Source organism: Edaphosphingomonas fennica (assembly GCF_003034225.1).
GTDB classification, from domain to species: domain Bacteria; phylum Pseudomonadota; class Alphaproteobacteria; order Sphingomonadales; family Sphingomonadaceae; genus Sphingomonas_E; species Sphingomonas_E fennica.
In genome coordinates, this window is the sequence record NZ_PHHF01000018.1 from 13,262 (window position 1) to 37,269 (window position 24,008).

Consider the following 24,008-nt stretch of genomic DNA (forward strand, 5'->3'; position numbering starts at 1 on the left):
GCCATGGGCGACGTCATCAACCTCCGCCAGGCGCGCAAGGCCAGGGCACGTGCCGACAAGCAGGCCGAAGCCGCGCGCAACCGCGCCCATTTCGGCCGCACCAAGGGCCAGAAGGCCATGGAGGCTGCCGAGCGGGCGCGGATGGAGGCCGTGCTGGAAGGCGCGCGGCGCGGCGGCGTGGCCGACGGGGACGAGGGCGATCCGCCGAAAGGATAGGATTGCGGCTCGCCATTCGGGCAGGGGCTCTACCGCCGGATTTCCTTCACCGGATCGCTGGGCTTGGGCGGGATCGGGTCCGTGGGCGAGGGCACTGGCGGGTCGGACGGGAATTCGCCCGGCGTTTCGGGAATGGGCGGCTGGCTGGCCATAGCGCGTCTCCATGACGGCAATGTTGGGGTCAGCCGTAAGAACGCGCGGAAGGGGCTGGTTTCTCCCGCGATCCGCCCCGGAAGCGGGGCGACCCGGCCATGAATATCTGCGGCCGATGAAGGGAAGCTATAAACGAAACGCCCGGATTGCCGAAGCAACCCGGGCGCCCGTGACGAATTCTCCCGTCAACCCCCTTGAAGACCTGGGGTCCACACGCAACATCCGTCCCCTAAAACGGCGCTGCGGGACACCTCATGCCCTCCCCGAACCACGGCCATTGCCTGCAATTCGTGAAGCGAGTCCTAAGCCCTGCCCGCGTTCCTGTCACCGGGGCAGAAGGGGCAGGCGCACGAAAGGCGGGGGGCTGTGTTCTATCCGCAACAGCGCAATCCCGCCGCCATGCCGTCGCGATCTGCGTGGCCGGGCCGCCGATGATCGCCCGCCGGCCCGGTTTTGGCCGGGAAATCGCCCGATTTTCTCCATCGCCGCTATTTCCGGCGGGAGGATGTTTCCATCCGGCCCGAAATCGCTCTAGAGCAGAGGCCGCTTTTTCGGATCAGGAAACCCATGCGCCTTTCCCGCCATTTCATCCCCGTCATGAAGGAATCCCCCGCCGACGCGCAGATCATCAGCCACAAGCTGATGCTGCGGGCCGGCCTGATTCGGCAGACCGCTGCCGGCATCTATGCCTGGCTGCCGCTCGGCTATCGCGTGCTGCGCAAGATCGAGCAGATCGTGCGCGAGGAGCAGGACCGGGCGGGCGCGATCGAGCTTCTGATGCCGACCATCCAGTCCGCCGACCTGTGGCGCCAGTCCGGCCGCTATGACGATTACGGGCTGGAGATGCTGCGCATCAAGGACCGGCATGAGCGGGACATGCTCTATGGCCCCACGGCGGAGGAGGTGATCACCGCCATCTTCCGCGATTCCGCCAAAAGCTATCGTGATCTGCCGCGCACGCTCTACAACATCCAGTGGAAGTTCCGCGACGAGGTGCGCCCTCGCTTCGGCGTGATGCGCGGCCGCGAATTCCTGATGAAGGACGCCTACAGCTTCGACATGGACGAGGCCGGCGCGCGCCACAGCTACAACCGGATGTTCGTGGCCTACCTCAACACCTATGCCCGCATGGGCCTGCGCGCGATCCCGATGCAGGCCGATACCGGCCCGATCGGCGGCGACCTTAGCCACGAATTCATCGTGCTGGCGCCGACCGGCGAGAGCGAGGTGTTCTACCACAGCAACTGGGAAAAGCCGGCCGAGCTTTCCTCGGTCGATTTCGACGATGTGGAAGGGCTGCAGGCGATCGTTTCCGGCTACACCGCCGATTATGCCGCGACCGACGAGAAGCGCGACGAGGCGCGCGAGGCGGCGATCGGCGGCGATCTGCGCCAGTCGCGCGGCGTGGAGGTGGGCCACATCTTCTATTTCGGCACCAAATATTCGGCGCCGATGGGCCTGAAGGTGCAGGGGCCGGACGGCGGCGAGGTCGTGCCGCACATGGGCAGCTACGGCATCGGCGTATCCCGGCTGATGGGCGCGATCATCGAGGCGAGCCACGACGACAACGGCATCATCTGGCCGGAGGCGGTGGCCCCCTACAAGGTGGGCATCATCAACATGCGCGCCGACGACGCCAGGTGCACGGCGGCGGCGGACGACCTCTATGCCAGGCTGAACGCGGCCGGTGTGGAAGCGCTCTACGACGACCGCGACGAGCGCGGCGGCGCCAAGTTCGCGACGATGGACCTGATCGGCCTGCCCTGGCAGGTGGTGATCGGCCCCAAGGGGCTGGAACGCGGCGTCGTCGAGCTGAAGAACCGCAAGTCGGGCGAGAAGGTGGAGCTTTCCATCGAGGATGCGCTGGCGAGGCTGGCTGGGTGATCCTTTCCCGCTTCGAGCGCACCATCGCCAAGCGCTACCTCTGGCCCGGCAAGGGCGAGGGGTTCATCTTCCTCGTCGCCGCGATCAGCCTGTTCGCCGTGACGCTGGGGGTGTGGGCGCTGATCACCGTGATGAGCGTGATGAACGGCTTTCGCGCCGAGCTGTTCGACAAGGTGGTGGGGCTGAACGGCCATGCCGTCGTCCAGGGCTATGGCGGGCGGCTGCCGGACTGGCAGGCGATCGTGCGCGAGGCGCAGGCCACCCCCGGCGTGACCAGCGCCACGCCGCTGATCGAGCAGCCGCTGATGGCGAGCTATGACGGGCGGGTCGAAGGCGTGCTGGTGCGCGGCATGCGCGTGGAGGACATCCGCGCCAATCCCACGCTGAAGGGCCATGTGGTGGCCGGCGCCATGGACGCGCTGGTGCCGGGATCGGAGAATGTGGCCATCGGATCGCGGCTGGCCGAGGCGCTGGGCGCGGAGGTGGGCGGGCAGATCAGCCTGATCAGCCCCCAGGGGCAGACGACGCCTTTCGGCACCGTGCCGCGGATCGTGAGCTATCGCGTGGCGGCGATCTTCGAGGTCGGCGTCTATGATTATGACAAGGCGTTCGTGCTGCTGCCGATGGAGGATGCCCAGACCCTGCTGATGCTGGGGGACGCCGTGGGCATGGTGGAGATCGAAACCGCCGATCCCGACAAGGTGGGCGCGATCCTGGCGCCGCTGGCCGCCAAGGTGGGCCGGCAGGGCGTCGTCACCGACTGGCGGCAGATGAACGCATCCCTGTTCGAGGCGCTGGCCGTGGAGCGGGTGGCGATGTTCGTGATCCTGGCCTTCATCGTGCTGGTGGCGGCGTTCAACATCCTGTCGTCCCTCATCATGCTGGTGCGCGCCAAGACGCGCGACATCGCGATCATGCGGACGATGGGGGCGACCAGCCGGTCCATCCTCAAGATATTCATCGCCATCGGCCTTTCGATCAGCATCGCCGGGATCGTGGTGGGGATCGTGTTCGCCGTCGTCACCGCGCTGTTCCGCCAGCAGGTGGTGAATTTCGTGCAGGCGGTGACGGGGCAGAATCTGTGGGACCCCTCCATCCGTTTCCTGACGGAGCTGCCCTACAAGGCCAATCCGTTCGAGATCACGGCGATCATCGGCCTGACCCTGGGCCTGAGCTTTCTGGCGACGCTGATCCCGGCCTGGCGGGCGGCCAAGACCGATCCGGTACAGGTGCTGCGTTATGAGTGAGGTGCTGCGGACCACGGGGCTCAAGCGCAGCTTCCGCCAGGCCGAGGTGGAGATCCACGTGTTGCGCGGCGTCGACCTGCATGTGGACGCGGGCGAGATCGTGGCGCTGCTCGGCCCGTCGGGATCGGGCAAGTCCACCCTGCTGCAGGCGGTGGGGCTGCTGGAAGGCGGGTTCGAGGGATCGATCCGCATCCAGGGGCAGGAGGCATCGCGGCTGGACAATGACGGGCGGACCCGGCTGCGCCGCGAGGCGCTTGGCTTCGTCTATCAGTTCCACCATCTGCTGCCCGATTTCTCGGCGATCGAGAATGTCGAGCTGCCGCAGCTGATCCACGGGGCGACCCCGCTGGAGGCCAATGCGCGGGCACGGGTGCTGCTGGACGCGCTGGGGCTGGCGCACCGGCTGGATCACCGGCCGAGCAAGCTTTCCGGCGGCGAACAGCAGCGCGTGGCGGTGGCCCGCGCGCTCGCCAACCGGCCGGCGCTGGTGCTGGCGGACGAGCCGACCGGCAATCTGGACGAGGCGACCGCCGATGTGGTGCTGGCGGAGTTCCTGCGGCTGGTGCGTGGCGAGGGATCGGCCGCGCTGGTCGCCACCCATAACGAACGGCTGGCGGCCCGGATGGATCGCGTGGTGCGGCTGCACGAGGGCGTGCTGGAGTAGAGGACCTCCGTCATCCTGGCGGAAGCCAGGATCCATTGACGCTACATTCGATCGCGAGCGTAACGATAATGGATGCTGACCTTCGTCAGCATGACGGCAAGATTTTGAGGCGTCAGGGTACCAGCGCGATCCGGCCTTCGACCTTGCCGGCGCGCAGTTCGTCCAGCACGGCGTTCACGTCGTCCAGCGGGCGGGCGGTGACATGGGCCTTCACCTGGCCGCGCACGGCGAAGTCGATCGCCTCGGCCAGATCGCGCCGGGTGCCGACGATCGACCCGCGCACCGTGATGCGTTTCAGCACGACATCGAAGATCGGCGTGGGGAAATCGCCCGGCGGCAGGCCGACGAGGCTGACCGTGCCCTTGCGCCGCGCGCAGGCGATGGCCTGGCCGAAGGCGGCGGGGGACACCGCTGTCACCAGCACGCCCTGCGCCCCGCCGGAGGTGGCCTTGTGGACCTGATCCGCCAGATCGTTGGCGCGGGCATCGAAGGCGAGATCGGCGCCGACCTGCTTCGCCAGCGCCAGCTTGTCCGCCGCGACATCCAGCGCGACGACGTGCAGCCCCATCGCCTTGGCATATTGGATGGCGACATGGCCGAGGCCGCCGATGCCGGAGATCACCACCCATTCGCCGGGCCGCGCCTCGGTTTCCTTGAGGCCCTTATAGACGGTGACGCCGGCGCAGAGGATCGGCGCCATCGCCACGAAATCCGTATCCTTCGGCAGATGGCCGACGAAGGGCGCGCTGGCGACGACATATTCGGCGAAGCCGCCGTTCACGCTGTATCCGGTATTGTGCTGGCGCTCGCACAGCGTTTCCCACCCGGTTTCGCACAATTCGCACGCGCGGCAGGCATCGTGCAGCCAGGGCACGCCCACGGCATCGCCTTCCTTCACATCCGTGACGCCGGCGCCGACGGCGGCGACATAGCCGACGCCTTCGTGGCCGGGGATCAGCGGCAGGGTGGGCTTGGCCGGCCAATCGCCGTCGATGGCGTGGAGATCGGTGTGGCAGACGCCGCTGGCTACGACCTTCACCAAGACCTCGCCGGGGCCGGGGGTGGGGACGTCGACCTCCTCGATGCGGAGCGGTTGCTTGAATGCGTGGGCGACGGCGGCCTTCATCTTCATGGGCATACTCCGTGGCGGTGCGCGGCCGATCGGGCCGGGTGCGAAACTAGCATCTTCTGCCCGGACGACACAGCCCCCGGTGCATGATGCCGGCTGAACGCGGCGATGCGGGAAAGGATGCAGCCGATTGACGGGACGGGGCCGGTGGGGCAGGCGCCGCCCGGTGAGCGATACCGATCGATATGATGTGCTGATCCTGGGCGCCGGCGCCGCGGGCATGATGTGCGCGGCCGTGGCCGGGCAGAGGGGCCGGCGCGTGCTGCTGATCGACCGGGCGGACGAGCCGGGCAAGAAGATCCTGATTTCGGGCGGTGGGCGGTGCAACTTCACCAACATCCACACCGCGCCCGACCGTTATCTTTCCGCCAATCCCCATTTCGCCCGATCCGCGCTGGGGCGATATGCCCCTGACGACTTCATCGCGCTGGTCGATCGCCATGGCATCGCCTGGCATGAAAAGACGCTGGGCCAGCTTTTCTGCGACGGCTCCGCCCGGCAGGTCGTGGCGATGCTGGAGGCGGAATGCCGCGTGGGCGGCGTGGAGACGGCGCTGGGCGAGGCGATCGGCAGCGTCGGCCATGGCGACGGGCTGTTCCGCGTAGAGCTGGCGCGGCGGACGGTGCGGGCGCCGGCACTGGTGATCGCGACCGGCGGGCCTTCCATCCCGAAGATGGGGGCGACGGGCTTTGCCTATGATCTTGCCCGCCAGTTCGGCCTCAAGGTGGTGGAGCCGCGCCCGGCGCTGGTGCCGCTGACGCTGGGCGGCGAGGAGGCGTTGTTCCGGGGCCTTTCCGGCGTGGCGGCCGATGTGGTCGCGCGGTGCGGCAAGGCGGCGTTCCGCGAGGCGGCGCTGTTCACCCATAAGGGGCTTTCTGGCCCGGCCATATTGCAGATTTCCTCTTACTGGCGGCACGGCCAGCCGATCACGATCGATTTCCTGCCCGATCAGGCGGCGCGCTGGCTGGTCGAGGCCAAGCGCGCGCGGCCCAAGGCGGCGTTGCGCACGGTGCTGGCGGCCCTTCTGCCCGATCGGCTGGCGGAGACGCTGGCCGATCGGCTGGGACTGCCCGGCGAACTGGGCGGCATGACCGACCGGGCGCTGGAGGAGGCCGGTCGCAGGCTTTCGGCCTGGGCCTTCCATCCCAACGGCACCGAGGGTTTCGCCAAGGCGGAGGTGACGATCGGCGGCATCGATACCGCCGGCCTCTCCTCCAAGACCATGGAGGCGCGGCGCGTGCCGGGCCTTTATGCCATCGGCGAGGCGGTGGACGTGACCGGCTGGCTTGGCGGATATAATTTCCAATGGGCCTGGGCGAGCGGCTGGGCGGCGGCGCAGGCGCTGTAGCGGCGGCCGAACCGGCATTGCCCCGGCCGCGCCGATCCTGAAATCATGATGCGGGCGCCCCGGCGGGATTGAACGAATCCGTCCGCCGGGAATTGTTCTGCACGAAAGCCCTTGCCAACCCCGCTTTTGCTGCCATCTGCAAGCCTATGCCCTTTTCCCGATTGCCCGCGCTTCTTGGCGAAGCGCTCACCGAACGCGGCTATGCCGCGCCCACGCCCGTCCAGGCCGCCGTGCTGGAAGAGGGCGCGGACCATCGCGACCTGATCGTTTCCGCGCAGACCGGATCGGGCAAGACCGTTGCGTTCGGCCTGGCGATCGCCGCCCAGTTGCTGGACGATCAGGGGCGGATGGGGCCGGCCGGCGCGCCGATCGCGCTGGCCATCGCGCCGACGCGCGAGCTGGCGCTGCAGGTGAGTCGCGAGCTGATGTGGCTTTACGGCAAGGCCGGCGCGCGGATCGTTTCCTGCGTGGGCGGCATGGACCCATCGCGCGAGCGGCGGAACCTGAGCCATGGCGCGCATATCGTGGTCGGCACGCCCGGCCGCCTGCGCGATCATCTGGAGCGCGGGGCGCTCGACCTGTCGGGCCTGGGCGTCGTCGTGCTCGACGAGGCGGACGAGATGCTCGACATGGGCTTCCGCGAGGATCTGGAGGAGATACTCGACGCGACGCCCGAGGGCCGGCGGACCCTGCTGTTTTCCGCGACCATGCCCAAGCCGATCGTGATGCTGGCCAAGCGCTACCAGAAGGATGCGCTGCGCATTTCGACCATGACTGAGGATCGCGGTCATGGCGACATCACCTATCAGGCGGTGACGGTGGCGCCTTCGGACATCGAGGCCGCGGTGGTGAACCTGCTGCGCCTGCACGAGCCGGATACGGCGATCCTGTTCTGCGCGACGCGCGATGCGGTGCGCCACCTCCACGCCAATCTGGTGGAGCGCGGTTTCCAGGCGGTGGCGCTTTCGGGCGAGCATAGCCAGAGCGAGCGCAACCACGCCCTGCAGGCGCTGCGCGATCGCCGGGCGCGGGTGTGCGTGGCGACCGACGTGGCCGCGCGCGGCATCGACCTGCCTTCGCTTTCGCTGGTGGTGCATGTGGAGCTGCCGCGCGACCATGAGGCGCTGCAGCACCGTTCGGGCCGCACCGGCCGCGCCGGCAAGAAGGGCACGGCCGTGCTGATCGTGCCCTATCAGCGGCGCCGGCGGGTGGAATCCATGCTGCGCGGCGCGCGCATCCAAGCGGAATGGGTGCCGGTGCCGACCGCGGACGACATCCGTGCCGCCGATCGCGAGCGGCTGCTTGCCACGCTTTCCGCACCCGTCGAGATCGACGAGGAGGATCGCGCGCTGGGCCAGCGGCTGATGGCGGAACTGAGCGCGGAGGATATCGCCGCGATGCTGGTGCGCAGCCATCGCGCGAAGCTGCCCGCGCCGGAGGATCTGGTGGATCAGGGGCCGAAACCGCGCGAACGGCCGGAAGGGCCGCGCCCCGGCTTCGAGGATACGGTGTGGTTCCACATGAATGTGGGCCGGCGGCACAATGCCGATCCGCGCTGGCTGCTGCCCTTGCTCTGCCGGCGGGGGCACATCACCAAGCAGGATGTGGGCGCGATCCGCATCGCCGCCGACGAGACGATGTTCGAGATACCCCGCCATGTCGCGGCACGCTTCGCATCGGCGCTGAAGCGCACCGCCGGGGCCGACCCGGAAGGCGACGGCGGCATATTGATCGAGCCGATGCACGGCAATCCGCGCGAGACGCAGCGCCAGAACCGGCGCAGCGGGCCGCCGCCTGGCCGGCATCAGGCCCGGCCCACGCCCAGGCCCGGAGGCCCCCGGCGCGGGCGATAGGCCATGGCCACGCCCCTTCGGATATTGGTGGATGCCGATGCCTGCCCGGTGAAGGAGGAGATCTACAAGGTCGCCTTCCGCCGGGAGGTGCCGGTGACGATCGTCAGCAACAGCCACCTGCGCGTGCCGGCGCATCCGCTGGTCGAGCGGGTGGTGGTGGGCGCGGGCTTCGACGAGGCCGATGACTGGATCGCCGAGCGTGCGGGGCCGGGCGCGGTGGTGGTGACGGCGGACATATTGCTGGCCGATCGCTGCCTGAAGGCCGGCGCCGAGGTGATCGCGCCCAACGGCAAGCCCTTCACCGTCAATTCGATCGGCACCGCCATCGCGGCCCGCGCGATCATGGCCGATCTGCGGGCCGGCGCGGTGGGCGACGGGATCGGCGGGCCGCCGCCTTTCTCCAAGACCGATCGATCGCGCTTCCTGTCCGCGCTGGATGAGGCGCTGGTGCGGCTGGCAAGGGCTGGATGAAAACAAGGCCGCCAACCGGATGGGTTGGCGGCCTTTCGTTCGTCCGGTGGCGTGTCCGTTCAGGCGGCCGCCTTTTCCCGTTCCCGCATTTCCTGGTTGAGCATTTCCGCCAGCAGGAAGGCCAGTTCGATCGACTGGCCGGCATTGAGGCGCGGATCGCAATGCGTGTGATAGCGATCGGCCAGGCTCTGCTCGGTCACGTCCACGGCGCCGCCGGTGCATTCGGTGACGTTCTGGCCGGTCATCTCCGCATGGATGCCGCCGCCATGGGTGCCCTCGGCGCGGTGCACGGCGAAGAAGCCGCGAACCTCCGCCAGGATGCGTTCGAACGGCCGTGTCTTGTAGCCGTTGGCAGCCTTTACGACATTGCCGTGCATCGGATCGCACGACCAGACGACCGGCCGGCCTTCGCGCTTCACCGCCCGGACGAGCGACGGCAGATGCTTTTCGATCTTGTCGTGGCCGTAGCGGGTGATGAGCGTGATGCGGCCCGGCGTGCGGGCGGGATCGAGCGTGTCGAGCAGGCGCAGCAGCGCGTCCGGCTCCAGGCTCGGCCCGCATTTCAGGCCGATCGGGTTGCCGATGCCGCGCAGATATTCGACATGCGCCGATCCTTCGAAGCGGGTGCGATCGCCGATCCACAGCATGTGGGCCGACGTGTCATACCAGTCGCCCGTCAGCGAATCGCGGCGGGTGAAGGCCTGTTCGTAGGGCAGCAGCAGCGCTTCGTGGCTGGTGTAGAAATTGGTGCCGTTGAGCTGCGGCACCGTCTGCGGGTTGATGCCGCAGGCGGCCATGAAATCGAGCGCGTCGCCGATCCGTTCCGCCACCGCCTGATATTGCGCGGCCCACGGGCTGCGGCCCATGAAATCCAGCGTCCAGGCGTGGACCTGATGGAGGTTGGCATAGCCGCCCTGCGCGAAGGCGCGCAGCAGGTTGAGCGTGGCCGCCGCCTGGTTGTAGGCGCGGATCATGCGATCGGGATCGGGTTCGCGCGAGGCGGCATCGAAGGCGATGTCGTTGACGATATCGCCGCGATAGCTGGGCAGCGATACGCCGTTCACTTCCTCCATATTGGCCGACCGCGGCTTGGCGAACTGGCCGGCCATGCGGCCCACCTTCACCACCGGCAGCTTGGAGGCATAAGTGAGCACCACCGCCATCTGCAGGATGACGCGGAAGGTATCGCGGATATTGTTCGGATGGAATTCGGCGAAGCTTTCGGCGCAATCCCCGCCCTGGAGCAGAAATGCCTTGCCGTCCGCCACCTGCGCCAGATCCGCCGTAAGCGCGCGCGCCTCGCCGGCAAAGACCAGCGGGGGATAGTGCGCAAGCTCGGCAGTCGCGCGGTCGAGCGCGGCCTTGTCGGCATATTCGGGGAGCTGGCGGGCCTCATATTGCGTCCAGCTGTCGGGCGTCCAGTTCGTCGCCATGTTCGTCATCCTTTCGCGATCCCCTTGGGGGAGCGGCGCCCGGAAGGCAAGCGGGCTGGCCTTGGCGGCGGAGAAGCTAGGCTTGGGACGCAGGCGGCGAACGGCCGGATGCCGGCTGCGACGCGCGGGGGCGGAATGTGGCGGCCCAATCCTCGATCGCGTCCAATATGCGTTCGGCGGCGTCGCCCCGGCCATAGGGATAGGCCGGAACCGCCATGGCGGCATAAGCGGCCGGATTGTCGAGCAGGCGGGTCGCGGCCGCGACGATCCGGTCGGGATCGGTGCCGACGAGCGCGATGTTGCCGGTGGCGAGCGCTTCCGGCCGCTCGCTATTGTCCCTCAGCACCAGCAGGGGGACGCCCAGCGCGGGGGCCTCTTCCTGCAAGCCGCCGGAATCGCTCAGGATCAGGTGGGCGCCGTCCATCATCCGCACCATCGTGGGATAATCGAGCGGATCGAGAAGCTCGATATTGGCGATGCCCGCCAGCGCCTCCCTTATGCCGGCCCGGACGGAAGGATTGGGATGGAGCGGCAGCACGATCCGCACGTCCGGCCGGCGGGCAAGGCGGCGGAGCGCCTCGCAGATCCCCGCAATGCCCGCGCCGATATTCTCGCGCCGGTGGCAGGTGACGAGGACCAGCCGGCGGCCGCCATCATGCAGGCGATGCCCGGCGGCCATCCCGCGCATCCACAACAGGGCATCGATGCCGGTATTGCCGGTGACGTGGATGCGGCCCGTGACGGCGGGCTCCGCTTCCAGATTGGCGCGGGCGGTGGCGGTGGGCGCGAACAGCAGGGTGGAGACGGCGTCGATCTCCACGCGGTTGCGTTCCTCCGGAAACGGCAAGGCGAGGTCGTGGCTGCGCAGCCCCGCCTCGACATGGCCGACGGCCATGCCCAGCCGGTGGGCGGCGAGCGCGGAGCCCCAGGCGCTGGTGGTGTCCCCCTGGACGAGAATCATGTCCGGCCGCAACTCATCGGCCAGGGCGGGCAGGGCGGCGGCGATGCGCTGTTCGAGCGCCTCGATCGTCTGGCCGGTTTCGCCGAGGGCGAGGTTGCGATCCACCGTCAGGCCGAAGGCGGCCGCCATGTCGTCGAACAGTTCGCGATGCTGGCCCGTCGCGACCAGCCGGTGATCGATCGCGGGCCGCGCGGCGGCGGCACGGGCGATGGGAGCGATCTTGATCGCCTCCGGCCGCGTGCCGACGACGGACAGCAGCCGGATCAGGGGGCGCCTATTCCGAGCTGGCGGGCGCCCTCGTCGATCCTGGCGAGCGTGGGCGCATCCCCGGCGAAAGCGGCGCGGGCATCCTTGAGCGCCCCGGCGGCGGCCTTCCTGTCGCCCAGCACCGTGTAGCTGCGGATCAGCCGCAGCCAGCCATCGGCATTCTTCGGATCGGCCTTCAGCTTGGCGGCGAGGCTGTCGACCATGCCGCGCACCATCGCATCCTGCTGGCCAGGCGGCAGCGCCGAGGCGGCGGCGATGTCTTCCCGCGTCGGGCCGGGGATCGCATCGGTCGCGGCCGAGCCGGGCGGGACGGCGGGTGCCGGCATGCGTCCGGCGAGGTCGATATTGTTCTGCGCGGCCGTCTGCTCGATCGTCTGGCGGACATTGCCCTCCCACGGGGCGCCGGCGGGCGTATCCTTGAGAAGGGCGATCCAGTCGTCGATCGCGCCCCTGTGATCGCCGGCCAGATCCTTCTTCACCCCCAGGAAATAACGGGCGCGCGGGTTTGCCGGATCGATCGAAACCGCCTTGCGGAAGGCGGCGTCCGCTTCCGGCGTGATCGCGGCGGGCTGGCCGGATGGAAGGGCGAGCACGATCGCCTCGCCCAGCGCGGACCATCCTTCCGCATTGGCGGGATCGAGCGCGGTCGCCCTGCGATAGGCCTTCACCGCATCGGCGAAGCGGCCGGTGCCGTAATAGGACCAGCCGAGCATCCGCCAGCCTTCGGCATCATCGGGCGTGTCGGCGAGCTTCTTTTCCAGCCGCGCGATCATCGTGCCGACATCGGCCTGCTGGGAAAGGGGCTGATCGGCCGGGGCGGACGCGACCGCCGCGTCACCCGTCGCGCCGCCCTTCGAGAATTGAAGGCCCACGGCGACGAGCGCGATCGCGGCCGCCCCAGCCAGCGCGATTCGCGCGAACGGCAGGCCGTTCTGGTGCCGATCGACCGTGATCGTCCGTCCGGCCTTTGCGCCGTCGGGCTGCCCTTCCTCCGCCACGTCTTCCTGTATCCCCCCGATTGCTTTCGCTTTCCAGTCTAGCGCCGGATCGGCGGATTGGTAGAGTGGATGAAACGCGACCGGCAGGCGACGCTCCGGGGAGGAGCGCCGATCGGAACGGATGCGTCGCGATCGCGGGGGAGGCGATGGGGGATAATCGGATGCGCGCGCAGGCGCGGGCCTTGGCCGCGATCCTCTGGGTTGCGATCACCAGCGTGACGGCGCTGTTGCTGCTGCCCGATGCCGTCGCCGGCCTGCCGGAGGCGTGGGGCGCCGATCTGGGTATGTCGGCCAGCATCCGGTTCGGCGTATCGGCGGCGATGATCCTGGCCGGCGTGCTGGGGGTGGTGCTGTTCCGGCCGGGCTTGCGGCTGGGCGGCGGGCGGATTGCCCTGCTCGCATTGCCGGTCGCGCTCGTCCTGATCCTCGTCCTGCTGGCGATCGCGCTGGCGGCAGGGGTGGCGATCCGCAACCCCGTGGCCGCGGTGCCCGCATCGCTGATGGGCATCGGGCTTGCGGCCATTCTGGCGCAGGTGATCGGCGAGGAGCTGCTGCTGCGCGGGCTGCTGCAGCCCATCCTGGTCGATGCGTGGGGCAAAGGGCCGGGCGTGCTGGCGAGTGCGGGCCTGTTTACCCTGATTCATGTCGCTGGCGGCTGGGATGACCCGGTATCTCTCTTGAACATCACGCTGGCGGGCATATGGTTCGGCCTGCTCGCGCTCCGCACGGGCGGGCTGCTGGCGCCGATCCTGGCGCATTTCGGCTATAATTGGGGGGAGGAGGCGCTGATCGGCGCCTATCCGAACCCCGGCGTCGGCGATTTCGGGGCGGTGTTCGACTTCGATCTCGCCGGCCCCGCCATCCTGGGGGGATCAGTGGACGGTTTCAATGCGAGCCTGGTGCTGAGCGTGCTGCTGGCGCTGGCGGTGCTGCCGCTTGCGTGGCCGCGGCGCGGGGAAGGCGCCGGGGAATGAGCGGCATCTATCTTGCCTATTCGCTGGCCGATGGCGATCGCGCGGCGAAGATCGCGGAAGGCCTGCGCGCCGCCGGCTACAGCCTGTGGTGGGACAGGGACATCCAGCCCGGCCAGGATCGCAAGGCGGCGATCGCCGGGGCGATGGCGGATGCGCGGCTGTGCCTGATTTGCTGGTCCCGCACGTCCGTGGACGACGATACCGGCGCCGACGTGATCGACGAGGCGGAGGCCGCGAAGGAGCGCGGCGCCTATCTGGGCCTGCTGCTGGACAAGGTGGAGCTGCCCTTCGGTTTCGGCGGGCACGAGCCCGTCGATGTCGCGCCGTTTCGCGGCACGGCCGGCGAAGTGGGGGCCGTGGTCGCGGCGGCGCGCGATTTCATGGCGAGCGGGCAGGCGGCGCCGGTGGCGCTGCCCGAACCGCCGCCCCCGCCGGGCAGGCCGATCAATAAGGCATGGGTCGCGGGCGCCATCGGCGCGCTGGTTTTGGCCGGGGCGATCGGCTTCTTCCTGCTCCGTTCCGCCGCGCCGAGCCTTGCGCAGAAGGTGGAGCCGCATCTGGCCCGGATCGATTGCGCCTGGCTGCATGTCGATCCCATCCAGTCCGGCGCGGACGGCCATATCGGCCTGATCGGCGTGGCGGGCGATCCGGCGGCGGCGCGGCAGATGGTGCTGGATGTCGCCGGGGCCGAAAACCTCACGGTGCGATCGGTATCGATCGACAAGGTGGCCACCATCGACCCGCGCGAATGCCCGGCCATCGATGAGCCGCGCCGGCTGCGTAAGTTGCCGGGCGGACGGCTGCGGGTGACGGGCGATCCCTTCTTCCTCGATCCCGCGACGGGGCAATCGCTCGCCCGTGTCGCCATATCGCTGGCTGCCAAGGACAAGTCGGTGGCGCTGTTCGGCGTCGAGCCATCGGGCGTCGTGACCTGGGCCCTGCCCGATGCGAAGGCGATCGATGCGCTCAAGGATGCGGATGTCGGGCTGGTGAAGGCCGGCAACGGCAAGTGGGAGTTCAACATCTATCCCGATCATCTCGGCTGGACCGGCCTGTTCGTGGTGGTGGGCGATCGGCCGCTGGCCAAGGCGATGCCGCAGGGCACGGTGCAGCCGTCGGCGGAGTTCGCGCGGACGCTGCGCGCCGCCACCGCGAGCGGGGAATGGGACGCGGACATGATATGGTTCCGCATCGACAGCCGATAGGTCGCGGAAAAAGCGGCGATCAGCGTGATGCGGATCACTGATCGCCCGGCCGAACCGGCGGATAGAGGATGGTAAGGGGCAGCGATGCCCGGAAACGGGAAGCGGGATGGACGCCCGCCCTTGTGAGGAATGCGAACGATGAAATTGCTTTTCGGCCCGGTGATGCTGGGCGCACTGCTCGCCACCACGCACCCGGCGATGGCGCAGGCCGACCCGGAAGCGGCGCGGCTGCTGTGCGACCTGACGGGCGATTGCGCGGACGGTGATGCCGGCGCCGCGACGGCACAGGAACCGGCGCGCGGCGAGCCGCGGGGCGGGGCTTCGCGCGGGTTCAGCTTCCGTCGCGCGCCGGCGCCGGGGGCCACGCCGCAGGCAGCCCAGGCGGCAGCCGCGCCCGCGCCCAGGACGGTGGCGCCCGCGCAACCGGGGGCGGCCAATCTGGGCGTTTCCTTCCTGCCCAATTCCGCCGAGCTGACCGATGCGGCCAAGGCGCGGCTGGCCCGTTATGCGGCCGTGCTGAACGGGCCGAAGCTCAATGGACGGCGGCTGCGGATCGAAGGGCATACCGATGCCTCGGGATCGGCGGCGGCCAATCGCGATCTTTCCCGCCGCCGGGCGCAGGCGGTGGCGGATTTCCTTGCCGGAGCCGGGGTTTCCGCGGGCCGGCTGGAGGTTGCGGGCTTCGGATCGTCCCGCCCGCTGCCGGGCGTGGCGCCGACCGCGCCGGAAAATCGCCGGGTGATGGCGGTGCTTCTATAGGGACGCGTTTTGCGGGTGGCCTGCGATCGCGACAATTCTGCGGTTGCTCCACCTAATGTTAAGGTGACAAAGGAAAAAGCGTTGGGTGTCGCCTGAAAGGTGATGCACAGGCCGGCTGGTGGGAGCCGGATCGCGGGGGGCTGGGGGAAAAGTGGCGGACGCCTATCGCATTGCGATCATCGGCTCGGGGCCGGCCGGGCTCAGCGCGGCCGCGCGGGCGGCGGCGCTCGGCATTTCCCACATCCTTCTGGAAAAGACGGACCACCTTTCCGATACGATCTTCAAATATCAGAAGGGCAAGCACGTCATGGCGACGCCGAGCCAGCTCGTGCTGCGTTCGGACATGGACTTCGATGCCGGCAAGCGCGAGGCGGTGCTGGGCGCATGGGACCGGCAGGCCGCCGAGCAGGGCGTGAACGTCCGCCTCAATGCCGAGGTGAAGGCGATCGCCGGCGGCAAGGGGGATTTCAGCCTCACCCTTGGCGGGGGCGAGGTGATCCGGGCCGAGGCGGTGATCCTGGCGATCGGCACGCAGGGCAACCCCAATCTGCTGCGCATCCCCGGCGGCGATCTGCCGCATGTGCAATATCAGCTCGACGATCCGGGCGCCTATGTGGACGAGCATATCACCGTGATCGGTGCGGGCGACGCCGGGATCGAGAATGCGGTGGGCCTGGCGCAGGACCCGGCCCAGCGCAACCATGTGACCATCCTCAACCGATCGGCCGATTTCAGCCGGGCCAAGGATGCCAACGTCAAGGGCCTGTTCGCGATGCGCGACGGCGGCCGGCTGGCGGTGATGACCGATACCACGCCCAGCAAGGTGGAGCCGGGCTGGCTGACGCTGGACACGCGCGATGGCGAGGCGCGCATCCGCTGCGACCGGATCATCGCCCGGATGGGATCGGCGCCGCCGCGCAAGTTCATCGAAAGCTGCGGCGTCGAATTCACCAGCGAGGATCGCGAGGCCTTTCCCCGGCTGACGGCGACGTTCGAAAGCGTTTCCGCGCCCGGCATCTACGTGATCGGCGCGCTGGCGGGCTATCCGCTGATCAAGCACTGCATGAACCAGGGCTATGACGTCGTCGAGATCATCAACGGCAACAGCAGCCTGAAGCCGGCCGACGAACCGATCCTGGAAGCCAAGTTCAAGCGTCTGCCGCGCCGCCGCACGGTGGACCAGTGGCTGGAATATCTGCGCGCCAACGTGGAGATACTGAACGATCTTTCGCCGCTGCAGATGCGGGAGTTCATGCTGGATTCCGAGGTGCGGGCCTATCGCATCGGCGAGACGGTGTTCGAGAAGGACGATCCCGGTTCCTCGCTGTTCGGCATCGCATCGGGATCGGTGGACGTGGCCGGGCGGGTGCGGATCGGGCGGGGATCGATCTTCGGCGAGGTGGGGCTGATTTCCGGTCGCCGGCGCGGCGCCACCATCCGCGCGGCGGAGGATTCGATCCTGGTCGAGGTATCGCGCACCGCCGCGCTGAAGCTGATGGCGTCCAACCCGGCCGCCCGGCGCGTGGTGACGCGCATCTCGACCGAGCGGCAGTTGCTCCAGATGTTCGGATCGGGCCTGACGCCGGAGGACCTGGCCGAGGTGACGGCCACCGCCAGGGTGGAATCGGTGAGCGCGGGCAAGGCGATCATCACCGAGGGCGAGGACGGCTGCGACATCTTCGTCATCCGCGTGGGATCGATGGTGGTCGAGAAGTCGATCGGCGGCAAGCCGGTGTTCCTCTCCTACCTGCCGGCCGGTTCCTATGTCGGCGAGATGGCGGTGATCGATGGCGCGCCGCGCACGGCGACGGTGCGCGCGGCGATCAAGTCCGAGGTGATCCGGCTGGACGGCGCGGCGTTCCGCCGCCTGCTCGACCGCAAGCCCGACCTGCTGGAAAAGGCGAAGCGGGACATGGCCCAGCGCCAGGACCTGAATGCCTTCGTCGAGGCGCGGAAGGACAGCTTCTCCTCCGTGGTCGACATGTATTCCTCGGTCGCGAACTTCCTGGTCGAACAGGGCGTGGGCGAGGCGACCGACGTGCTGCTGATCGACGAGAATCTCTGCGTCGGCTGCGACAATTGCGAGAAGGCCTGCGCAGACAGCCATGACGGCCTGTCGCGGCTGGACCGTGAGGCGGGGCGGACCTTCGCCCACCTGCACGTGCCGACTTCCTGCCGGCATTGCGAGCATCCGCACTGCATGGCCGATTGCCCGCCCAACGCCATCCATCGCGGGCCGGACGGCGAGGTGTTCATAAACGATACCTGCATCGGCTGCGGCAATTGCCAGCGCAACTGCCCCTATGGCGTGATCCGCATGGACAAGGTGCCGCCGAAGAAGCCGGGCCTGCTGAGCTGGTTCCTGTTCGGCAAGGGGCCGGGGCCGGGCGAGCCCAGCCACGAATGGTCCGCCACCCATGCCGATCCGGCGATCGAGAAGCCCAAGAAGGCGATCAAGTGCGACATGTGCTCGGGGATCGAGGGCGGCCCCGCCTGCGTGCGCGCCTGCCCCACCGGCGCCGCCATCCGCGTGGCGCCCGAGGCTTTCCTGACCGTGGCCCGGCTGGATCGGGGAGAGGGCTGAGGTGGCGACGAGGGGGGCGAGGCCGCTCGACGCGGGCGGCGCGGCGCAGCATGAAGGCTTCCTGCGCTATCGCGGCTATCGCTGGCTGAAGCTGGCGCTGGCGATATCGCTGGCGGCGATCCTGATCTACGCCTTCCACGATGCGCGGTCCCGGCCCAATGGCGGATCATGGTATGGCTATACGCTGGGCACGATCGGCGCGGGGCTGATCCTGTGGCTGACCCTGCTGGGCGTGCGCAAGCGGGCGATGACCCGGGGGCGCTGGTCGCTGAAGGCGTGGACTTCGGCGCATGTGTATCTCGGCCTTTCGCTGGTGGTGATCGGCACGCTGCACACGGGCTTCCAGTTCGGGTGGAATGTCCACACGCTGGCCTATGCGCTGATGATGATCGTCATCATCTCGGGGATTTACGGCATCGCCGTCTATTCCACCCTGCCGCGCGTGCTGAGCGCCAACCGGGGCGAGACGACGCAGGCGCAGATGCTGGACAATCTCCGCCAGCTCGACCGGCAACTGCATGAGGCGGCCCAGCCGCTGGGCCAGCGCCATGCCGAGATCGTCCGCATGTCGCTGGACGACGATCCTTTCGGCGGCGGGCTGATCGCGCGGCTGACCGGCCGTTATCCGAAATGCGGGACGCGCGCGGCGCAGGAAGCGATCCGGATCGAGACCGGCCCGCGGCCGGCGATCGGCGACGATGCGCTGGAACGGATCGACGTGCTGCTGGAGCGGAAGGAAGCGGCGCTCGCGCGCATCCGCCAGCACCTGAAGCTGAAGGCCCTGCTGGAGATATGGCTCTACGTGCACGTGCCGCTGACCTTCGCGCTGATCGCGGCGCTGTTCGCCCACATCTTCTCCGTTTTCTTCTACTGGTAGGCGCGGCGGCATGACCTTCATCGTCCGCCAGATCGCGCGCACGGCCGACGGCCGCGAGATCGTCCGCCCGCAGACCTTCGCCGCCGGGCCGATCGGCATCGGCCGCGAGGCGGACAGCGACATCCACCTGCCCGACCTCGCCGTGACGCTGCGCCACGCCGAGATCCGCGAGGCCGGCCCCGGCCGGATCGAGATCGCCGCCACGTCCGGCCTGCCGGTGGACGTGAACGGCCGATCGACCATGCGCGAGACGATCGACGTGGCGCGCGGCGCGAATATCCGCATCGGCAGCCACATGCTGACCGTGGCGGCGGGCGAGAGCGACGAGCGCGGCGCGACGATCATCTCGGTCGAGCGGGTCGGCGCGCTTTCCGAGGCATCGGAAGCGCGGGACGAGCAGCGCGCCTTCTCACTGGCCGGCGTGGCGCCGGGCCGGCGCGCGACCGCCTGGGCGCTGGCGATCGCGGTGCTGGCGCTGTTCCTCGCCTGGCCCTTATGGTCCTTCTTCACCAACCACCAGCCGGCCGATGGCGCGCGCCGGGAGGTGGCCTTCCATGCCGACCAGATGTGGTCTTCGGGCAGGCTGAGCCTCGCCCACGCCAATCTGGAGAATGACTGCAAGGCCTGCCATGTGAAGCCGGGCGAGGCGGTGCGCGACGAAGCCTGCGCCGCCTGCCATGGCGGCGTGCACGGCCATGCCGATCCGCTGCGGCTGGCGGTGGCCAAGCCGCAGCCGGGGGCCGGCGCCAAGGCCCAGCGCGCCGTGGCCGGCATGTTCGGCATCCCGGAGGGCCGCTGCGTCGCCTGCCATGTCGAGCATGAGGGCGCGAAGACGATGCCGGTGACGGAGCAACGCTTCTGCAGTGACTGCCATGGCGGCATGGACCAACGGCTGACCGACACCAAGGTGCTGAACGCATCCGATTTCGGCCGCGACCATCCCCAGTTCCGCCCGGCGGTGGCGACCAATCCGGGCGACCGGCCGATCGTGCAGCGGCTTTCGCTGGATGCGCGGCCGCTGGAGGATAATGGCCTGAAATTCCCCCACGACATCCACCTTGCCGCCAATGGCGGCGTTGCGGCGATGGCGCGGACGATGAAGGTGGAGCAGGGCTTCGGCGACAGCCTGGTTTGCGCCGACTGCCATGTGCCCGATTCCACGGGCGCCCGCTTCCAGCCGGTGTCGATGGAGAAGGATTGCCAGATGTGCCACAGCCTGGCCTTCGATCGGGTGGGCGATACCGTCCGCACGCTGCGCCATGGCGATCCCCGGCAGGTGGTGGCCGATCTGCGCGCTTTCTATCGGTCGACCGGGCCGGTGGCGCCGATCAACCTCGACGGGATGGCGCGGCGCCGGCCGGGCGAGGCGATGATGCTGCGGACCAGCGCGGCCTTCAACCAGGCGGCGGCGCTGCGGCCGGCGCGCGCGGACCAGGCGATCCGGGCGGCCTTTTCTGAAGGCGGCGCCTGTTTCGATTGCCATGCGGTGACCCCGCCGACATCGCTTGCGGCGGCCGATTGGGGCGTGGTGCCCGTGCGCCTGCCGCAGCGTTATATGGCGAAGGGCTGGTTCGACCATAAGAGCCATGCCGGCGAGAGCTGCGAGAGCTGCCACGCGGCGCGGAAATCCGCCACGGCGGCGGACGTGCTGCTGCCGGGCATCGCCACCTGCCGGGCCTGCCATGGCGGCGAGGATGCGGCCAAGGCGGTGCCTTCGTCCTGCGCCATGTGCCACGATTATCACATGGACGGGCAGGCGCCGGCGATGGTGCGCAGTATGCGCGGGCGCGAGGCCGGCGCCCGGCCGTGGCGCGGGCCGCAGGCGGCCGGCGGAAGCTGAGGGGGAGCAAGCGGCCGCGTGCGGGCTGTGCCGCCGATCACAGCGGCCGGGTAGGGACATTGGCAGGCTGGCGGGGCTCGCGCTTGACGGGGTGGGGAAAGCGGGCGTCAAGTCCGCCGCGGGCGAGGAACGGGGGAAAGGTGCTGCGCAACCGATGTTGATCGCCCAGATTACCGACATGCATCTGGGCTTCGACCCGGACAATCCGGCGGAGTTCAACCGCAAGCGGCTGGACCGGGTGATCCATCTGCTGGCCCATATGGATCGGCGGCCCGATCTGGTGCTGGCGACGGGTGATCTGGTGGATCGCGGCGACGTGGCCTCTTACCGCCGGCTGCGCGAGGCGCTGGAGGCGCTGCCCGTGCCCGCCTGGCCGTGCCTGGGCAATCATGACGACCGCGCCAATTTCCGCGCCGTCTTTCCCGAAATCCCGGTGGCGGACGGCTTCGTTCAATATGCCATCGACGCCGGGCCGCTGCGCTTGCTGGTGCTGGATACGCTGGAGGAAGGCCGCCACGGCGGCGCCTTCTGCGAGACGCGGGCGCGCTGGCTGGCCGATCGCGTGGCCGAGGCGCCGGACCGGCCGACGATGATCGTGCTTCATCATCCGCCGATCGATACCGGCATCGCCTGGATGACGACGGACCCGGAGGAGGCCTGGATCGGCCGGCTGGATGCGGCGATGGCGGGGCATCGCAACATCGTCGCCATGGTGGGCGGCCATATCCACCGGCCGATGGTGGCGGGCTGGCGCGGCCGGCCGATGATCGTGTGCCCGTCCACCGCGCCGCAGGTGGCGCTGACGCTGGCGCCGATGGACCCGGCGCTGCCCGACGATCGGCCGATGATCGTGGCGGGCGCCCCCGGCTTCGCGCTGCATCAGTGGACGGGCGAAACGCTGGTGACGCATTTCGACGCGGCCGAGGACCATGCCGTGCTGGCGCGCTTCGACGAGCGGATGCAGCCGCTGGTGACGGCGCTGATCGGGGAACGCGGTGCGGGGTAGAGCGTTACGGCTCCGATATGGAGCCCTGGATGTGAAGCCCTGTTCCCTCCCGATCGCGGCCGCGTCGCTGCTGGCCCTGTGCTGGCCGGCGGCGGCTTCGGCCGAGCCTTATTACGGCCTGTGGCGCAACCCCAAGGATAGCGTGCGCGTGCGCACCCACCCGTGCGGGGCGCGGCTGTGCGGCACCGTCGAATGGGCGAACGACAAGGCCAAGGCGGATGCGCGCGAGGGCGGCACCGAAAATCTGGTGGGAACCGAGCTGTTCCGCGATTTCCGCCCCGGCAAGAACGATATCTGGCGCGGCAAGGTGTTCGTGCCGGACATGAACAAGACTTTCTCGGGCACGTTGACCGTCACCGACGGCGGCGGCACCCTGCGCGCCAGGGGATGCCTGTTCGCGGGCGTCGGCTGCAAATCGCAATATTGGACGCGGATCGACGAAGCGGCGCCACGCTGAGCCGGCAGCCGGGAAGGCATCGGAAGGATGATCGTGCTGCTGCTGAAGCTGCTGGGGCTGGCCCTCCTTCTGCTGCTGGCCGCCGGCCTTGTCATCCGCCTGCTCAACCCCTTGCCGCCGCTGGAGCCGCGCGCGCCGTCCCGTGCCTTTGGCGATACCGCCGATACGCCGCTGGGGCGCGGCGCGGCGGCGGCGCGGGAAGGGCGAGGGGAGCTTTCGGGCATCCATGTGCTGGACGACGGGCGCGATGCCTTTGCCGCGCGCATGCTGCTGGCGCGGGCGGCGGTGCGCAGCCTGGATGTGCAATATTATATCTGGCACGCCGACCTTTCCGGCACGCTGATGCTGGAGGAGATGCGCGCCGCCGCCGATCGCGGCGTGCGGGTGCGGATGCTGCTGGACGATAACGGCATCAGCGGGATGGATGCGGGGCTGGCCGCGCTGGACGGCCACCCCGGTATCGAGATCCGGCTGTTCAATCCCTTCGTGCTGCGCCGGCCGAAGATGCTGGGTTATCTGGCCGATTTCCCGCGATTGAACCGGCGGATGCACAATAAGAGCTTCACCGCCGACAATCAGGCGACGATCATCGGCGGCCGCAATATCGGCGACGAATATTTCGGCGCCCGCGACGAGGGGCTGTTCGCCGATCTCGACGTGCTGGCGATCGGGCCGGTGGTGGAGGCGGTGTCGCGCGATTTCGACCGTTATTGGGCCAGCGCATCGGCCTATCCGGCGGCGCGCATCCTGCCCGCGGTCGGGCGCGAACAGGCGGAGACGATCGCGGAGGTGGCCGCCAGGGCCGCGCGGGAGCCTGCCGCGCGCGATTATATGCGCGCGGTGGAAGCGCTGCCGATCATAAACGCCTTCATCCGCAAGGACCTTCCCTTACGCTGGGCCGAGGTGCGGATGGTGAGCGACGATCCCGCCAAGGGCGTGGGCCGCGCCGCGCCGGAGGGGCTGCTGGGCGCGTCGCTGCGCGGGATATTGGGCCACCCGAAGCGGGAGGTGGACCTGGTATCCGGCTATTTCGTGCCGACGGCTGCGGGCGTGGACGCCTTCGCCGCGCTCCGCGCGGGGGGCGTGAAGGTGAATATCCTGACCAACGCCTTCGAGGCGACCGACGTGTGGCTCGTCCATGCCGGCTATGCCGGGCGGCGGCGTGCGCTGCTGGAGGCCGGCGTGCGCCTGTTCGAGATGCGCGGCCCGCCCGCGGGCGGCGACCGGCGCCGGCGAAAGCTGATCGGGACGGGATCGGGCGCGGGCTCCACGCTGGGATCGGGCGGCGGATCGGGCGGATCGGGGCAGGTGCTGCGATCGAGCGCGTCGACGCTGCACGCCAAGACTTTCGCCGTGGATCGCGAGCGGACCTTCATCGGATCGTTCAACTTCGATCCGCGATCGATCCACCTCAATACGGAGCTGGGCTTCGTGATCGAAAGCCCGGAGCTGGCGGGCGAGATGCAGGCGGCCTTCGCCGGCGACATCCCCGAGCGCGCCTATGAGGTGGTGCTGGAGCCGGGCGGCCGGCTGGCCTGGCTGGAACGGCGCGACGGCGGCATCGTGACCCACCGCACCGAGCCCGGCACGCGCGCCTGGCAGCGCGGCGGCATCCGCCTGCTTTCGCTGCTGCCGATCGAATGGCTGCTATGATGCGCCCGGCGACGCCGCGGGAACGGCGC

Annotated in this window: 21 protein-coding genes; 16 read left to right on the forward strand and 5 right to left on the reverse strand. The window is 69.1% G+C overall.

All coding sequences use genetic code 11. The annotated features are described in order from the left end of the window. Positions 1-3 precede the first annotated feature (3 nt). Positions 4-216, forward strand: coding sequence for a DUF4169 family protein (locus CV103_RS03440; RefSeq protein WP_107393985.1), 213 nt, complete (start codon positions 4-6; stop codon positions 214-216). A gap of 29 nt (positions 217-245) precedes the next feature. On the opposite strand, the gene CV103_RS23050 is transcribed toward CV103_RS03440, so the two are convergent. Next, on the reverse strand, positions 246-368 hold the full coding sequence (locus tag CV103_RS23050) for a hypothetical protein (protein ID WP_269078699.1): 123 nt from the start codon (positions 366-368) through the stop codon (positions 246-248). A gap of 568 nt (positions 369-936) precedes the next feature. Between CV103_RS23050 and proS the strand changes: the two genes are divergently transcribed. From proS to CV103_RS03455, 3 genes are read left to right on the forward strand one after another with little or no spacing between them, the layout of a single operon-like run. Next, positions 937-2,253 (forward strand): proline--tRNA ligase, encoded by a 1,317-nt coding sequence (gene proS / locus CV103_RS03445; RefSeq protein WP_015457453.1) that lies wholly within the window; start codon positions 937-939, stop codon positions 2,251-2,253. Continuing rightward, positions 2,250-3,500: a lipoprotein-releasing ABC transporter permease subunit gene (locus CV103_RS03450; protein ID WP_107393986.1), complete on the forward strand. Its 1,251-nt coding sequence runs from the start codon at positions 2,250-2,252 to the stop codon at positions 3,498-3,500. The genes proS and CV103_RS03450 overlap by 4 nt, the downstream gene beginning before the upstream one ends. Then, positions 3,493-4,164 carry an ABC transporter ATP-binding protein gene (locus CV103_RS03455; RefSeq protein ID WP_070934282.1) on the forward strand — a complete coding sequence of 224 codons (672 nt, stop codon included), beginning with the start codon at positions 3,493-3,495 and terminating at the stop codon, positions 4,162-4,164. Before CV103_RS03450 ends, CV103_RS03455 begins: the two co-directional genes overlap by 8 nt. A 112-nt stretch (positions 4,165-4,276) precedes the next feature. Here CV103_RS03455 and CV103_RS03460 read toward each other — a convergent pair whose 3' ends face one another. After that, positions 4,277-5,302: a zinc-dependent alcohol dehydrogenase gene (locus CV103_RS03460; protein WP_107393987.1), complete on the reverse strand. Its 1,026-nt coding sequence runs from the start codon at positions 5,300-5,302 to the stop codon at positions 4,277-4,279. A gap of 157 nt (positions 5,303-5,459) precedes the next feature. Between CV103_RS03460 and CV103_RS03465 the strand changes: the two genes are divergently transcribed. The 3 genes from CV103_RS03465 to CV103_RS03475 all read left to right on the forward strand — a co-directional run bounded on the left by CV103_RS03465 (position 5,460) and on the right by CV103_RS03475 (position 8,965). Then, positions 5,460-6,641, forward strand: coding sequence for a BaiN/RdsA family NAD(P)/FAD-dependent oxidoreductase (locus CV103_RS03465; RefSeq protein WP_281258457.1), 1,182 nt, complete (start codon positions 5,460-5,462; stop codon positions 6,639-6,641). A gap of 146 nt (positions 6,642-6,787) precedes the next feature. Further along, a complete protein-coding gene (locus CV103_RS03470) occupies positions 6,788-8,494 on the forward strand; it encodes a DEAD/DEAH box helicase (RefSeq protein WP_015457448.1) in 1,707 nt (568 codons plus the stop codon). A gap of 3 nt (positions 8,495-8,497) precedes the next feature. Beyond that, positions 8,498-8,965: a YaiI/YqxD family protein gene (locus CV103_RS03475; protein WP_015457447.1), complete on the forward strand. Its 468-nt coding sequence runs from the start codon at positions 8,498-8,500 to the stop codon at positions 8,963-8,965. A gap of 59 nt (positions 8,966-9,024) precedes the next feature. On the opposite strand, the gene CV103_RS03480 is transcribed toward CV103_RS03475, so the two are convergent. The 3 genes from CV103_RS03480 to CV103_RS03490 form a co-directional block, all read right to left on the reverse strand. Next, positions 9,025-10,398: a class II 3-deoxy-7-phosphoheptulonate synthase gene (locus tag CV103_RS03480; protein WP_107394125.1), complete on the reverse strand. Its 1,374-nt coding sequence runs from the start codon at positions 10,396-10,398 to the stop codon at positions 9,025-9,027. Between the two features lie 76 nt (positions 10,399-10,474). Next, entirely contained in the window at positions 10,475-11,626 is a 1,152-nt protein-coding gene (wecB, locus tag CV103_RS03485) for a non-hydrolyzing UDP-N-acetylglucosamine 2-epimerase (RefSeq protein WP_342749151.1), read from the reverse strand. Continuing rightward, positions 11,623-12,624: a tetratricopeptide repeat protein gene (locus CV103_RS03490; RefSeq protein ID WP_211314343.1), complete on the reverse strand. Its 1,002-nt coding sequence runs from the start codon at positions 12,622-12,624 to the stop codon at positions 11,623-11,625. The genes wecB and CV103_RS03490 overlap by 4 nt, the downstream gene beginning before the upstream one ends. A 161-nt stretch (positions 12,625-12,785) precedes the next feature. Here CV103_RS03490 and CV103_RS03495 point away from each other — a divergent pair, with 161 nt between their 5' ends. From CV103_RS03495 to CV103_RS03535, 9 genes are all read left to right on the forward strand, one after another. Next, positions 12,786-13,598 (forward strand): CPBP family intramembrane glutamic endopeptidase, encoded by an 813-nt coding sequence (locus CV103_RS03495; protein ID WP_245896636.1) that lies wholly within the window; start codon positions 12,786-12,788, stop codon positions 13,596-13,598. Then, a complete protein-coding gene (locus CV103_RS03500; RefSeq protein WP_107393989.1) occupies positions 13,595-14,803 on the forward strand; it encodes a toll/interleukin-1 receptor domain-containing protein in 1,209 nt (402 codons plus the stop codon). Before CV103_RS03495 ends, CV103_RS03500 begins: the two co-directional genes overlap by 4 nt. Positions 14,804-14,941: 138 nt before the next feature. Then, on the forward strand, positions 14,942-15,562 hold the full coding sequence (locus CV103_RS03505; RefSeq protein ID WP_015457441.1) for an OmpA family protein: 621 nt from the start codon (positions 14,942-14,944) through the stop codon (positions 15,560-15,562). A 151-nt stretch (positions 15,563-15,713) separates the two neighbouring features. After that, positions 15,714-18,146, forward strand: a complete 2,433-nt coding sequence (locus tag CV103_RS03510; protein WP_070934277.1) for a cyclic nucleotide-binding domain-containing protein — start codon at positions 15,714-15,716, stop codon at positions 18,144-18,146. Between the two features lies 1 nt (position 18,147). Continuing rightward, positions 18,148-19,023, forward strand: coding sequence for a hypothetical protein (locus CV103_RS03515; RefSeq protein ID WP_107393990.1), 876 nt, complete (start codon positions 18,148-18,150; stop codon positions 19,021-19,023). 10 nt (positions 19,024-19,033) lie between these two features. Then, positions 19,034-20,863, forward strand: coding sequence for a cytochrome c3 family protein (locus tag CV103_RS03520; protein WP_107393991.1), 1,830 nt, complete (start codon positions 19,034-19,036; stop codon positions 20,861-20,863). A 154-nt stretch (positions 20,864-21,017) separates the two neighbouring features. Continuing rightward, a complete protein-coding gene (locus CV103_RS03525) occupies positions 21,018-21,869 on the forward strand; it encodes a phosphodiesterase (RefSeq protein ID WP_107393992.1) in 852 nt (283 codons plus the stop codon). Positions 21,870-21,900: 31 nt separating this feature from the next. After that, positions 21,901-22,326, forward strand: coding sequence for a DUF2147 domain-containing protein (locus tag CV103_RS03530; RefSeq protein WP_015457436.1), 426 nt, complete (start codon positions 21,901-21,903; stop codon positions 22,324-22,326). 27 nt (positions 22,327-22,353) lie between these two features. Then, entirely contained in the window at positions 22,354-23,979 is a 1,626-nt protein-coding gene (locus tag CV103_RS03535; RefSeq protein WP_107393993.1) for a phospholipase D family protein, read from the forward strand. Positions 23,980-24,008 lie beyond the last annotated feature (29 nt).

What these genes read in the sequence shown, in the direction of transcription:
- CV103_RS03525 (WP_107393992.1), top strand. Translation starts at nt 21,018, where the DNA reads ATGTTGATCGCCCAGATTACCGACATGCATCTGGGCTTCGACCCGGAC.
- proS (WP_015457453.1), top strand. Translation starts at nt 937, where the DNA reads ATGCGCCTTTCCCGCCATTTCATCCCCGTCATGAAGGAATCCCCCGCC.
- CV103_RS03505 (WP_015457441.1), top strand. Translation starts at nt 14,942, where the DNA reads ATGAAATTGCTTTTCGGCCCGGTGATGCTGGGCGCACTGCTCGCCACC.
- CV103_RS03475 (WP_015457447.1), top strand. Translation starts at nt 8,498, where the DNA reads ATGGCCACGCCCCTTCGGATATTGGTGGATGCCGATGCCTGCCCGGTG.
- CV103_RS03520 (WP_107393991.1), top strand. Translation starts at nt 19,034, where the DNA reads ATGACCTTCATCGTCCGCCAGATCGCGCGCACGGCCGACGGCCGCGAG.
- CV103_RS03460 (WP_107393987.1), bottom strand. Translation starts at nt 5,302, where the DNA reads ATGCCCATGAAGATGAAGGCCGCCGTCGCCCACGCATTCAAGCAACCG.
- CV103_RS03495 (WP_245896636.1), top strand. Translation starts at nt 12,786, where the DNA reads ATGCGCGCGCAGGCGCGGGCCTTGGCCGCGATCCTCTGGGTTGCGATC.
- CV103_RS03500 (WP_107393989.1), top strand. Translation starts at nt 13,595, where the DNA reads ATGAGCGGCATCTATCTTGCCTATTCGCTGGCCGATGGCGATCGCGCG.
- CV103_RS03470 (WP_015457448.1), top strand. Translation starts at nt 6,788, where the DNA reads ATGCCCTTTTCCCGATTGCCCGCGCTTCTTGGCGAAGCGCTCACCGAA.
- CV103_RS23050 (WP_269078699.1), bottom strand. Translation starts at nt 368, where the DNA reads ATGGCCAGCCAGCCGCCCATTCCCGAAACGCCGGGCGAATTCCCGTCC.
- CV103_RS03480 (WP_107394125.1), bottom strand. Translation starts at nt 10,398, where the DNA reads ATGGCGACGAACTGGACGCCCGACAGCTGGACGCAATATGAGGCCCGC.
- CV103_RS03535 (WP_107393993.1), top strand. Translation starts at nt 22,354, where the DNA reads ATGATCGTGCTGCTGCTGAAGCTGCTGGGGCTGGCCCTCCTTCTGCTG.
- CV103_RS03455 (WP_070934282.1), top strand. Translation starts at nt 3,493, where the DNA reads ATGAGTGAGGTGCTGCGGACCACGGGGCTCAAGCGCAGCTTCCGCCAG.
- CV103_RS03440 (WP_107393985.1), top strand. Translation starts at nt 4, where the DNA reads ATGGGCGACGTCATCAACCTCCGCCAGGCGCGCAAGGCCAGGGCACGT.